The organism is Nocardia stercoris, assembly GCF_003696265.1.
GTDB classification, from domain to species: domain Bacteria; phylum Actinomycetota; class Actinomycetes; order Mycobacteriales; family Mycobacteriaceae; genus Nocardia; species Nocardia stercoris.
On the sequence record NZ_RFFH01000002.1, the window covers coordinates 549,431 to 562,654 of the forward strand.

At 68.1% G+C, this 13,224-nt stretch carries 9 protein-coding genes; 7 read left to right on the forward strand and 2 right to left on the reverse strand.

The features are described from left to right. The first annotated feature begins 31 nt into the window (after positions 1 to 31). From EBN03_RS07930 to EBN03_RS07945, 4 genes are all read left to right on the forward strand, one after another. Positions 32 to 1,246, forward strand: coding sequence for an acetyl-CoA C-acetyltransferase (locus EBN03_RS07930; protein ID WP_122187233.1), 1,215 nt, complete (start codon positions 32 to 34; stop codon positions 1,244 to 1,246). Positions 1,247 to 1,291: 45 nt separating this feature from the next. Continuing rightward, entirely contained in the window at positions 1,292 to 3,445 is a 2,154-nt protein-coding gene (locus tag EBN03_RS07935) for a 3-hydroxyacyl-CoA dehydrogenase NAD-binding domain-containing protein (protein ID WP_122187234.1), read from the forward strand. Between the two features lie 151 nt (positions 3,446 to 3,596). Further along, entirely contained in the window at positions 3,597 to 4,748 is a 1,152-nt protein-coding gene (locus tag EBN03_RS07940) for an epoxide hydrolase family protein (RefSeq protein WP_122187235.1), read from the forward strand. Positions 4,749 to 4,969: 221 nt separating this feature from the next. Next, positions 4,970 to 8,617 (forward strand): serine/threonine-protein kinase, encoded by a 3,648-nt coding sequence (locus tag EBN03_RS07945; RefSeq protein WP_122187236.1) that lies wholly within the window; start codon positions 4,970 to 4,972, stop codon positions 8,615 to 8,617. A 131-nt stretch (positions 8,618 to 8,748) separates the two neighbouring features. On the opposite strand, the gene EBN03_RS07950 is transcribed toward EBN03_RS07945, so the two are convergent. Then, positions 8,749 to 10,065 (reverse strand): class I SAM-dependent methyltransferase, encoded by a 1,317-nt coding sequence (locus EBN03_RS07950; RefSeq protein ID WP_122187237.1) that lies wholly within the window; start codon positions 10,063 to 10,065, stop codon positions 8,749 to 8,751. Beyond that, on the reverse strand, positions 10,062 to 11,489 hold the full coding sequence (locus EBN03_RS07955) for an FAD-binding oxidoreductase (RefSeq protein ID WP_122187238.1): 1,428 nt from the start codon (positions 11,487 to 11,489) through the stop codon (positions 10,062 to 10,064). The genes EBN03_RS07950 and EBN03_RS07955 overlap by 4 nt, the downstream gene beginning before the upstream one ends. 280 nt (positions 11,490 to 11,769) lie before the next feature. Between EBN03_RS07955 and EBN03_RS07960 the strand changes: the two genes are divergently transcribed. The 3 genes from EBN03_RS07960 (at position 11,770) to recR (ending at position 13,224) form a co-directional block, all read left to right on the forward strand. Further along, positions 11,770 to 12,204, forward strand: coding sequence for an SRPBCC family protein (locus tag EBN03_RS07960; RefSeq protein ID WP_122187239.1), 435 nt, complete (start codon positions 11,770 to 11,772; stop codon positions 12,202 to 12,204). A gap of 74 nt (positions 12,205 to 12,278) precedes the next feature. Further along, complete coding sequence (locus EBN03_RS07965) at positions 12,279 to 12,608, forward strand: YbaB/EbfC family nucleoid-associated protein (protein WP_122187240.1); 330 nt, start codon at positions 12,279 to 12,281, stop codon at positions 12,606 to 12,608. Positions 12,609 to 12,615: 7 nt separating this feature from the next. Next, the gene (gene recR, locus EBN03_RS07970) at positions 12,616 to 13,224 is read left to right on the forward strand and encodes a recombination mediator RecR (RefSeq protein ID WP_122187241.1); all 609 of its coding nucleotides are present in this window, start codon (positions 12,616 to 12,618) and stop codon (positions 13,222 to 13,224) included.

Genomic DNA, 13,224 nt, shown 5'->3' on the forward strand with positions numbered 1-13,224 from the left:
TGTCGGCGCACCCAACGGAAGGAAACTCGACATGACCAACGAGGCCTACATTTACGAGGCCATCCGCACCCCGCGCGGCCGCGGCAAGAAGAACGGCTCGCTGCACTCGGTCAAGCCGATCGACCTGACTGTCGGTCTGGTCCAGGAGCTGCGGAACCGCTTCCCGAACCTCGACGAGGACCGGATCTCGGACCTGATCCTGGGTGTCGTGACTCCCGTCGGCGACCAGGGCATGGACATCGCCCGCGTCACCGTCACCATCGCCGGCCTGCCCGACACCGTCGGTGGTTTCCAGCTCAACCGCTTCTGCGCCTCCGGCCTCGAGGCCGTCAACCTGGCCGCCCAGAAGGTGCGCTCCGGCTTCGACGAGCTGGTCCTCGCCGGTGGTGTCGAGTCAATGTCCCGCGTGCCGATGGGCTCCGACGGCGGCGCCTGGGCGCTCGACCCGGCCACCAACTACAACGGCTACTTCGTGCCGCAGGGTGTGTCCGCCGACCTCATCGCCACCATCGAGGGCTTCACCCGCGACGACGTCGACGCCTACGCCGTGCGTTCGCAGGACCTCGCCGCCAAGGCCACCGCCGGCGGCTACTTCGCCAAGTCGATCGTCCCGGTCAAGGACATCAACGGCCTGACCGTGCTCGACAACGACGAGCACATGCGCCCCGGCACCACCGCCGCCGACCTGGCCAAGCTGAACCCGTCCTTCGCCGGCATCGGCGAGATGGGTGGCTTCGACGCCGTCGCGCTGCAGAAGTACACCTACGTCGAGAAGATCAACCACGTGCACCACGGTGGTAACTCCTCGGGCATCGTCGACGGCGCCGCGCTGCTGCTGATCGGTAACGAGGACGCCGGTAAGGCCTCCGGCCTGACCCCGCGGGCGCGCGTCGTCGCCACCGCCACCTCCGGCGCCGACTCGACCATCATGCTCACCGGCCCGACCCCGGCCGCGAAGAAGGCCCTGGCGCACGCCGGCCTGACCATCGAGGACATGGACCTGGTCGAGATCAACGAGGCCTTCGCCTCGGTGGTGCTGAAGTTCCAGAAGGACCTGAACGTCCCGGACGAGAAGCTGAACGTCAACGGTGGCGCGATCGCGATGGGCCACCCGCTCGGCGCCACCGGCGCCATGATCACCGGCACCATGGTCGACGAGCTGGAGCGCCGCAACGGCCGCTACGCGCTGATCACCCTGTGCATCGGTGGCGGCATGGGTGTGGCCACCATCATCGAGCGCGTCTGATCTTCCCCGACCGACTGACTTTTCTCACAGGAGAGACGAAAACCAATGACTGACAACATCATCGGCTGGGAGAAGGATGCCGACGGCATCGTCGTGCTGACCGTCGACGACCCCAACCAGGGCGCCAACACGATGAACGACGCCTACAAGCAGTCCATGGCCGCGACCGTGGACCGCCTGTACGCGGAGAAGGACGACATCACCGGTGTCGTGCTGACCTCCGGCAAGAAGACCTTCTTCGCCGGCGGCGACCTGAAGAACATGATGCAGGTCACCCCGGACGACGCCCAGCAGATCTTCGACATGGTACGCGAGATCAAGGACCCGCTGCGCAAGCTCGAGCAGCTGGGCAAGCCGGTCGTCGCCGCCATCAACGGCGCCGCGCTCGGCGGTGGCCTGGAGATCGCGCTGGCCTGTCACTACCGGATCGCCGCGGACGTCAAGGGCATGCAGATCGGTCTGCCCGAGGCCAGCCTGGGCCTGCTGCCCGGTGGTGGCGGTGTCACCCGTACCGTGCGCATGCTCGGTCTGCAGACCGCCCTGATGCAGGTGCTGCTGCAGGGCCAGCGCCACAAGGTCGGCAAGGCCAAGGAGCTGGGCCTGATCAACGAGATCGTCGGTTCCGTCGAGGAGCTGGTGCCCGCCGCCAAGGCGTGGATCAAGGCCAACCCCGAGGGTGGCGTGCAGCCCTGGGACAAGAAGGGCTTCAAGATCCCCGGCGGCACCCCCGCCGTCCCCGCGTTCGCCGCGAACCTGCCGGCCTTCCCGGCCAACCTGCGCAAGCAGATCAAGGGCCAGAACATGCCGGCCCCGCTGGCCATCATGTCCGCCGCGGTCGAGGGCTCGCAGGTCGACTTCGACAACGCGTCGCTGATCGAGGCGCGCTACTTCACCAGCCTGCTGTGCGGCCCGGTCGCGAAGAACATGATCCAGGCGTTCTTCTTCGACCTGCAGCACATCAACAACGGTGGTAGCCGTCCCAAGGACGTGCCGAAGCGCGAGATCAAGAAGGTCGGTGTCATCGGCGCCGGCATGATGGGCGCGGGTATCGCGTACGTCTCCGCCAAGGCCGGCTTCGACGTCGTCCTGAAGGACGTCACCATCGAGGCCGCCGAGAAGGGCAAGGACTACTCGGTCAAGCTGGAGCAGAAGGCCCTCTCGCGTGGCAAGACCACCCAGGAGAAGTCGGACGCGCTGCTGGCCAAGATCACCCCGACCGCCGACGCGGCCGACTTCGCCGGTGTCGACTTCGTCATCGAGGCCGTCTTCGAGAACCCCGAGCTCAAGGGCAAGGTGTTCGCGGAGATCCAGGACATCGTGGACGCCGACGCGCTGCTCGGTTCCAACACCTCGACCCTGCCGATCACCGCGCTCGCGGAGAACGTGAAGCGGCCCGCCGACTTCATCGGCATCCACTTCTTCTCCCCGGTCGACAAGATGCCGCTGGTCGAGATCATCCGTGGTGAGCAGACCTCGGACGAGGCGCTGGCCCGGGTGTACGACTACACCCTGGCGATCCGCAAGACCCCGATCGTGGTCAACGACTCGCGTGGCTTCTTCACCTCGCGCGTCATCGGTACCTTCATCAACGAGGCCATCGCGATGGTCGCCGAGGGCATCGACCCGCAGACCGTCGAGCAGGCCGGTCTGCAGGCGGGCTACCCGGCCGCGCCGCTGAAGCTGAGCGACGAGCTCAACTTCAACACCATGCTGAAGATCCGTAAGGAGACCGAGGAGGCCCTGCAGGCCGCCGGCCGCGCCTCCGACCCGGTCGTCGTCGCGTCGGGCAAGGTGCTCGACACCCTGGTGGACGGCCACGGCCGTACCGGTCGCCTCGGTGGCGGCGGCTTCTACGACTACGTCGACGGCAAGGCCGTCGGTCTGTGGAGCGAGCTGCGCTCGACCTTCAACTCCTCCCGCGAACTCCCCGAGGGTGTCACCTTCGAGGACCTCAAGGACCGGATGATGTTCGCCGAGGCCATCGAGACCCAGAAGTGCTTCGACGAGGGCGTGCTCACCTCCACCGCCGACGCCAACATCGGTTCGATCATGGGCATCGGTTTCCCGGCCTGGACCGGTGGTGTGCACCAGTTCGTGGTCGGTTACCCGGGTGGCCAGGAGGCCTTCGTGGCTCGCGCCGACGAGCTGGCCGCGAAGTTCGGCTCCCGCTTCGAGGTTCCGGCCTCGCTGCGTAAGTAGTTCGCTGGGCGTGCGCGCCCGCTGAGCTCGAAAGCCCGGTTCCCGCAAGGGAACCGGGCTTTCGCCGTGATGGCGGTAGTCGGCCGTCCGGACCGGAGGATAACGAGTTCTCGTGATTCGCGGGCCCCCTCGTTACGCCGAGAGTAAAGGCATGACGAACAACACCACCGCCACCGAGATCCGCCCCTTCCGGATCGAGTTCGACGACAGTGCCCTGGACGACCTGCGGGCCCGGTTGCGCGGCACCCGATTCCCCGCCGACATGGCCGGCGCGGACGGCTGGGAGCGCGGGGTCCCGACCGCCTACCTGCGCGACCTGACCACCTATTGGGCGGAGAAATTCGACTGGGCCGCGATCGAAGCCGACCTCAATCGCCTGCCGCAGTTCACCACCACCGTCGACGGCCAGAACCTCCACTTCCTGCACGTCCGTTCCACCCGGGCGAACGCCACCCCGCTGCTGTTGCTGCACGGCTGGCCGGGCACGGTCCTGGACTTCCGTGCCATGCTCGCGCCACTGACCGAGCCGCAGGACCCGGACGCGCCCGCGTTCGACCTGGTGATCCCGTCCCTGCCCGGGCACGGGTTCTCCGGCCCGTTGACCGAGACCGGCTGGACCGACGGCCGCGTGGCCGCCGCCCTGGCCGAGCTGATGGCCCGCCTGGGTTACGACAGCTACGGTGTCCACGGCGGTGACCACGGTGCCTTCCTGGCGCCCCGGCTGGGCCGCGACGACACCGAACACGTGCTCGGTGTGCACGTGAACGCCCTGGTCACCTTCCCGACCGGCGACCCGGCCGCGCTCTCCGACACCGACCGGCAGCGCCTGGCGGCCATGAAGGACTTCCAGGACAACGGTTCGGCCTACATGCAGCTGGCGGGTTCGCGCCCGAACACGCTGGCTCAGCTGCTGTCCGATTCTCCGGCCGCGCAGCTGGCCTGGATCGTGGAGAAGTATCACGAGTGGACCGATGCCGGCCGCACGCTGGAGGAGTCGCTGGACCGCGACACCATCCTGGCCACGGCGACCGTCTACTGGCTCACCGATACCGCCCGCAGTGTGGCCAACTACTACTACGAGCGGTTCCACGACCCGCTGATGTTCGCTCCGAAGCCGCAGGGCACCACGCCCACCGGTGTGGCGGTGTTCCCGACCGCCGACTTCGCGATCCGGCGCTTCGCCGAGCGGGCGCACACCGTGACGCACTGGTCGGAGTTCTACGCCGGCGGTCATTTCCCCGCGCTGGAGACCCCGGACCTGCTGACCGGCGACATCCAGGAGTTCTTCCGCACCCTGCGGTGAGGTGGGCAACCGTAGGGTGACCTGTGTCACTCCCGGTGCGGTGACACGCCGTCCAACTCCCCGGCACGGCCCGGACCACGACATATCGTGGTCTGGGCCGTCCTGCGCAGGAACGTGTTTCGGCCCGGCAACCAGTGGGTGTCACGACCGGGAATTCGCAGACGCGCCGGCGTCGGCCGCGCTACGTTGGAGGGAGCGCGGAACGGGTTCGAGGTGGTCCGATGGATGCACACGCGGGCGAGAACCGCAGCAACGCTCTACCCGCAGAATCGAATACGCAACCGTCCGAGCCGGCCGATATGGCCTCCGAGCTCGCGGCGGTGGGGTTGTTCGACGCGCAGGAGATCGGTCGCGGCGGGTTCGGCGTCGTCTATCGCTGCGCGCAGCGCGCCCTGGACCGGATCGTCGCGGTCAAGGTCCTCACCTCCGCGATCGACGAGGAGAATCGCGGCCGCTTCCTGCGTGAGGAGCAGGCCATGGGCCGGTTGTCCGGTCACCCGAACATCGTGGACGTCCTGCAGGTCGACGTCACCAAGGCGGGTCAGCCCTACATCGTGATGCCGTACGCCGTGCACGGTTCGCTGGAGCGGCTGGTCGCCGAGCACGGGCCGCTGAGCTGGCAGAACGCGGTCCGGGTCGGGGTCAAGATGGCGGGTGCGATCGAGAGCGCCCACCGGGTGCACGTGCTGCACCGGGACGTGAAACCGGCCAACGTGCTGCTCACCCGCTACGGCGAGCCGCAGCTCACCGACTTCGGTATCGCCCGGATCCCGGGTGGTTTCCGCACCTCCGCGAATCTGATCACCGGTTCACCGGCCTTCACCGCTCCCGAAGTGCTCAGCGGTTCGGCGCCGACCGTGCAGTCCGATATATACAGCCTGGGTTCCACGCTGTTCGCGCTGATCACCGGCCACGCGGCCTATGAGCGGCGGGCGGGGGAGAGGGTGGTCGCGCAGTTCCTGCGGATGACCACGCAACCGATTCCGGACCTGCGGGAGCAGCACATTCCGCCGGATCTGGCGGCGATCATCGAGCGGGCGATGTCGACCGAGCCCGAGCAACGCCCGGCGTCCGCGCTGGAGATGGGCGAGCTGCTGCGCGGCGTGCAGATCGCGCACGATCTGGTGCCCGACGAGATGGCGCTGCTGGACGCCGACGAGGACGAGGCGGGACCGATCCCGGCCGGGTTCGAGGCGCAACACACCGGCGCGACCCCGTCTTCGGGTGCCCGCCGCGCCGGGCCGCTGTTGCCGCCGGAGTCCGAGCCGACGACCGCCCGGCCCTCGTCCCGCGATGACACCGCGATCTGGACGGGCGGCCCGGCCGGGGTGCTGCCCCCGACTTCGCTGACCAAGTTCGCGCCGAAGACCCCGACTCGGGAGCCGGTCCGGCGGCCGCGGCTGCTGGACATCCTGCGGGCCGGCGGTGATCGGCGGCTCGCGGTGATCCACGGTCCGGCCGGCTACGGCAAGAGCACGCTGGCCGCGCAGTGGCGCGCCGAGCTGACCGATGCCGGGGTCGCGGTGCCGTGGATCGGGATCGACCGCGGCGACAACAACGAGGTGTGGTTCCTTGCGCATCTGGTGCAGGCGATCCAGCGGGTGCGGCCCGAAATCGGTGTGGGACTGGAACAAGCGCTGGAGGAGCGATCGGACGAGGCCGTGCCGTACGCGATCGCGACCCTGATCGACGACATCCACACGGCCGGTAAGCCGTTGGTGGTGGTGATCGACGATTGGGACCGGGTGACCGACGCCGGCGCGCACCGGGTGCTGGATTCGTTGCTGGACAACGGCGGTCACTTCCTGCGCTTCGTGGTGACCACCCAGGCGCAGGGCGGGCTGCCGTTGAACCGGCTGCGGGTGCGCGACGAACTGGTCGAGGTGAACGCGGCCGATCTGCCGTTGACCACGGCCGAGACCGGCCAGATCCTGGTGGAGCGCAACCATTTTCCGCTCACCGAGCCGCAGGTGGCGCAGATCCGGCAGGCCACCGACGGCTGGCCGGCCGCGGTGCAGCTGGTCAGCCTGTCGCTGCAGCCCAGCGGCGACACGGGCGCGGACGCGGACGAGACGGCGGCGGCACCGGCGGTGGAGACGCTGCTGGCCCACCTGACCGCGGGCGACAACGAGGCGATCCGGGAGTACCTGGCCGAGAACGTGCTCGACGCGATGGAACCGCGCATGCTGGAGTTCCTCATGGCGATCGCGGTGCCGGAGAAGGTGAGTGCTTCGCTGGCCGCCGCCGTCAGCGGCGACCCGGACGCCGGGGAACTGCTCGAGCGCGCGCAGCAGCGGGAACTGTTCGTGCGCCGCCTCGATCACGATCCGGGCTGGTTCCGGATGCAGCCGCTGTTCGCCGAGTATCTGCGCGGCCGGCTGGAACGTATGCATCCCGGGCGCACGAAGGCGCTGCACCGCAAGGCTTCTCGCTGGTATGCCGAACATCAGCTGTTCCGTAAGGCGGTCGATCACGCGCTGGCGGCCACGGACCTGAAGCTGGCCGCGGACCTGCTCGAGAGCGGCGGCATGGACCTGCTCGATGCCTCCCGGGTGGCGACGCTGCTCGGTTCGGTCTCGAAACTGCCGGTGCAGCAGGTGGCTTCGCGTACGAAGCTGCTGATGGCGCTGGCGCGCGCCAATATCAGCCTGCAGCAGTCGGGTGCGGCGCGCGGCACGCTGGGCCGGTTGTCCAGCTTGTTGGCGCGCAGCACCAACGGCGCGGAGACCGAGAGCGACCGGTGTCAGGCGGCGGTGCTGGCCGCGGTAGATCAGGTCTCGCGTGACCACACCGAGGGCGTGGTGGACCGGCTCTCGCCGTGTCTGTCCCCGGCCGAGAAGCTACCGGCGTGGACGGTGTCGACGGCGGCCAATCTGCTTGCCTTCGTGCGCTTGTGCGAATTCGACTACGACGGGGTCCGGGAGATCGAGGACTGGGCGGAGCCGTATCACGCGCGGGCCTCCGATCCGCAGGGCCGGGTCTACGGATTGCTGGCCCGCGGCACCGCCGCCTACGAGCAGCTCGATATCGCCTCCGCTACAGCGTATTACCGGAAGGCCTACGACATCGCCCGCAGCGAGGCGGGCGCGCGATCGCAGGCGGTGCGGGTGGCGGCCGCCCAGCTCGGTGATGTCGCTTATCGCCGTGGCGATCTGGCCGCCGCTGGGGCGCTGCTGGACGAGAGCCACCAGCTGGTGGCGCGGGTGGGCCCGGTCGACTTCCTGATCACGGTGTTCGTGGTCGGTGCCCGGGTGCAGATGGCTCGGGGTGATACCGAGGGTGCACAGGCCCGGCTGGCCGAGGGGGCGCGGCTGGCCGCCGATCATCGGCTGCTGCGCCTGGACGCCACCATCCGGGCCGAGCAGCTGCGGCTGGGTTTCCCGGTCTCCGAACGGGTTCCGGCGCCGATCGATTCGCCCGGTGGGTCGGCTCGGCACGTCGGCACCGCGATGCTGATCGCCGAGGCGGAGGAGATCGCCGCCATCCGCGCCCTTATGGCCGGCCGGCCCGTCGCGGGCGGCATCACCGCGGGGGAGAATCCGGCACCACTGGGCACCGACGATACGGTGGTGAAGCGGGCCCGCGCCCTGTACGGGCGGATCGCCGAACATCACCGCCCCCGTGCGGAATTGGATGCCGCATTGTTGCTGACCGAATGTCTGGCCACCGCGGGCTGGGCGGGGGAGGCTCTGGCGACCCTGATTCCGGTGGTTGCGCGCTGCGCCGAATTGGGTTGGACCCGACCGCTATTGGACGCCGGACCAGGGGTTATCGGTCTACTGCGCACTTTACGGGACGACATGGCGCTAGGTGGCGGCTACGCCGAGCAAGCCGAAATCCCGCGCCAGTTCCTGGATTTGCTGATCTAGCGAAAGTCAGGAGGAAGCCCCGGTTGATCGGGTTGCAGAAGCGATGTACTTGGGAGTGCTCGCTACCGGCATGACCGCGATCGTCCGGGGCTTGTTCCACCTGGTCCGCCGGTCGGCAGCTAGGGAGCCTATCAGGCCTTCCACCAGGGCCGCAGCGGAACCTCCCACTGCTGATCGGCCGCCAGCTTCACACCCAGCACGTGGTGCAGCTGCACGTCGTTGCGCTGGAAGCCCAGCTCGGATCCGGCCATGTAGAGACCCCAGACCTTCGCCGTGGCCTCGCCGGCCTCCGCCACACACTCGTCCCAGTGCGTCTCCAGGTTCTTGCACCATTCGGCGAGGGTGAGCGCGTAGTGCGGGCGCAGGTTCTCCGCGTGCAGCACCTCGAGGCCCACGTTCTGGATCTCGGAGACGATCCGGCCGGAGCCGATCAGCTCACCGTCGGGGAACACGTAGCGGTCGATGAAATCGCCTGCGCGCGTGGTGCGCAGGTTGTCGGCGCGGGTGATGCAGTGGTTCAGGAACAGGCCGCCGTCGCGCAGCTTGCTCTGGATGAACCGGAAGTAGGCCGGGTAGTTCGCGACCCCGATGTGCTCGGTGAGGCCGATGGAAGACACTGCGTCGAAACCGGATTCGACGACATCGCGATAGTCGGAGTGCCGCACCTCGGCCAGGTCGGCCAGGCCCTGCTCGGCGATCTTGGCCTGCGCCCACTCGGCCTGTTCCTTGGACAGCGTGGCGCCGATGACCTTCACGCCGCGCGCGGCGGCGTACCGCACCATTCCGCCCCAGCCGCAACCGATGTCGAGCAGGCGGTCGCCCGCCTTCAGGTTCAGCTTGTCGAAGATCAGTCGGTACTTGTTCTCCTGGGCCTGCTCGAGGGTCCAGTTCTCGTCCTCGTACACCGCGCAGGTGTAGGTCATCGACGGGCCGAGCACGTACTCGTAGAAGGTGTTGGAGACGTCGTAGTGGTGGTGGATGGCTTCGGCGTCGCGAGTCTTGGAGTGCAGCAAGCCTTCCAGCGCGATGCGGCGCCAGCGCGGCAGTGTCTCCTGCGGCGGCGGGGCCACCGGCTTGAGCGCCTCCCAGCCGAGCGAGCGGGCGATGGTGACCAGCATCAGTGCCGACGGGCGCCGGAACTTCAGGCCCTTCATCACCTTCAGGATCGGATACGGGTTGGCGGGATGCACGCCGATGACCGACATGTCACCGGCGATATAGGCCCGCGCCATGCCCAGATCGCCTGGAGCAGTGGCGATGTAGTTGATGCCGCGCGGGTTGGTGATCTCCAGTGCGAATTCCGAGTCGGCGGGCCCGCAGCTGCTGCCGTCGTAGGCACTGATCCGGATCGGCACCGGACCGTCGATCAGGCTCTCGATGATCTCAGCGATGCTGAGCTTCGTCCCGAGCTCCGCGAATACGTCCGAGCGATCCTTGAACGTGGTCATTTACGTTGCACCGCCTTCGAATACAGGTCCAGCAATCGATGATCGGGGTCATAGGTGTGCTTCAGGCCGGGATAGACATCACCGCCGTAGAGGCGGTCGAATTCGGCCCGATCGTAGAAGGCGTCGGAGTAGAGCGACTTGTGGCCGTCCAGCCGGGTGACCGCCGCCTCGATGGCGCGGTTCGCGGCGCCTTCGGGTTGCCCGGGTACGGTCGGTACCGCGGACCAGAAGCCGATGTTGACATAGGTGCGGCCGGGTTCCAGGGGGTAGAGCCGCCACGGCCGGCCGTCGGTGGTGGAGCCGTCGTCGGTCAACCGCAAGGGGCACAACCACAATGGCTCGATCGGGATCTCGGCCAGGAACCATTCGACGAAGTCGGCGGTGCGCTCGATCGGCACCTCGATGTCCTGGACGACCCGCTCCTGTGGCGGCTCGCCCCGGCGGGCACCGAGTTTGTCGGCGATGCCGTACTTGCGGTCCAGGGCGACGAGTTTCCAGTAGAAGCTGGATCGCCGGTACCGGGCCGGCCACCAGCGCCGGATCGCCGGGTTCTGGGCGCCGAAAGCCCGTGAGCACCAGAACCAGTCGGTGTCCCAGCGCCACAGGTAGTCGTGGATCGTCAGGCGGTCGCGTGCGGGCGCGGGGCCGTCGTGCCGGATCGACTGGTAGTAGATCCGCATGCCGGTGTAGTCGCTGACCGGACCCGGCTCGGCGGTCTGCCGGCCCAGGGTGAGATAGCTTTCGTCCGCGCTGAATACGACGCCGTCCAGATAGTCGACGGACTCGCCGTCCCAGGCGCGGTCGGTGATTATCCGGTCCATCGCCGTCTGCAGCTCGCGTAGATCGTGGAAACGCACGTGGCGCAGTGCCACGAACGGTTCGACGGGTTCGAGGGCGATCTTCAGCCGGGTCGAATAGCCCAGGGTGCCGTAGGAATTCGGGAACCCGCGGAACAGGTCGCGGTGTTCGCCCTCGGCGGTCGCGGTGACGACTTCGCCGGCGCCGGTGAGTACGTCGAGTTCCAGTACCGATTCGTGGGGCAGGCCGTTGCGGAACGATGTCGACTCGATGCCCAGCCCGGTCACCGCGCCGCCGAGGGTGATGGTCTTGAGCTGCGGCACCACCAGCGGCGCGAGTCCGTGGGGCAGGGTGGCCGCGACCAGGTCCTCGTAGGTGGTCATGCCGGCCACGTCGGCGGTGCGGGCGGCGGGATCCACCGCGATCACCGCGGTCAGGCCACTGACGTCCAGGCCCGGCGCGGTGTTCTTCGCGCGGGCCCGGAACAGGTTGGACGTCTTCTTGGCGAGCCGGACCGTGGCATCGCGCGGAATGGCGCGATAGCTCGCGAGCAGGCGTTCTACGCCTGCTCGGTGCGCGGCGAAACCCGACTCGTATGCGACCGGTGCGCGTCCGGTCCTCCCCATCAGACTGACTGCCACCACACGACGCTATATCGCGGCGCTCACCGCGGCTACCGCGACCTTGGTGCCAGGCCGGAAAGTTCATCCACCTGTTGCAGGGCATTGGTTCACATCGCGGGAAATGGTCAACCGCCCGGATCGGTCGGCGCGAAACCCGGTCCCGGCCGGGGCGGACGCGCGTGACGCCGGTCATGTGCGCAGCCGTTGTGTCGTTCCCGCGGCGTAACATGACGCGGCGGCAATCTTGATCGTGTAAGCCGCCTATCCGATCCAAGGAGTCATAGTGGGACAGGTCAGTGCCTCCACCTCGATCGTCGTCGACGCCGACCCGCAGCGCGCGCTGACGGCAATCGCGGACTACGAGACGGTGCGCCCGCGCATCCTCACCGAGCACTACCGCGACTACAAGGTGATCGAGGGCGGCCAGGGCGCCGGCACCGTCGCCGAGTGGACGCTGCAGGCGACCCAGAAACGCTCGCGCAACATCCACGCCGTGGTGTCGGTGTCGGATTCCATGGTGACCGAACGGGATTCGAACTCGACGCTGGTGACCACCTGGACCGTGACCCCGTCGGGCACCGGCTCGCTGGTCACCGTTCGCACCAGCTGGAAGGGCGCCGGCGGGGTGCCGGGCTTCTTCGAGGGCATCTTCGCGCCGCTGGGCCTGAAGAAGATCCAGGCCGAGGTGCTGGCGAAGCTGAAGACCGAACTGTCCTGACCGGCGACCCGCCACCCAACCTGGCGATGCTTGTATCGCTAGGCTGAGTCATATACCCCGAGAGAGGACATCCAGTGCAGCCCGGTGGACAGCCGTTCGACATGCAGGCCCTGCTCGAGCAGGCGCAGCAGATGCAGCAGGCCGTGATGGAAGCCCAGGCCGAGATCGCCAACGCGGTCGTCTCCAGCGAGGCCGGGGGTGGTCTGGTGCAGCTCACCATCAAGGCGACCGGCGAGGTGCAGAGCCTGGTGATCGACCCGAAGGTGGTCGACCCCGAGGATGTCGAGACCCTGCAGGACCTGATCACCGGCGCCTTCAACAGCGCCATGCTGAAGGCCCAGGAGCTGGCGCAGGAGAAGTTCGGTCCGTTCGCGGGCGGCCAGATGCCCGGTCTGTCGGGCTGAGGTCACGTTGTACGAGGGTCCGGTCCAGGATCTGATCGACGAACTGGGCAAACTGCCCGGCGTCGGCCCCAAGAGCGCCCAGCGCATCGCCTTCCACCTGCTGTCGGTCGAACCACCCGAGATCGACCGGCTGCAGGCGGCGTTGCAGAAGGTGCGCGACGGGGTCCGGTTCTGCGCGGTGTGCGGCACGGTCTCCGACGGGGACCTGTGCCGCATCTGCGCCGACCCGCGCCGCGACCGCACGATGATCTGTGTGGTCGAGGAACCCAAGGATGTGCAGGCGATCGAGCGCACCCGCGAGTTCCGCGGCCGCTATCACGTGCTCGGTGGCGCGCTCGATCCGCTATCGGGCGTCGGGCCCGATCAGCTGCGTATCCGTGAGTTGTTGACCCGCATCGGTAATCAGGACGACGGGGTCGACGTCGCCGAGGTGATCATCGCGACCGACCCGAACACCGAGGGTGAGGCGACCGCGACCTATCTGGTGCGCATGCTCCGGGATTTCCCGGGGCTCACCGTGACTCGGCTCGCGTCGGGGTTGCCGATGGGTGGCGATCTGGAGTTCGCCGACGAATTGACCTTGGGCCGAGCGCTTTCCGGCCGCCGAGCGCTGTAG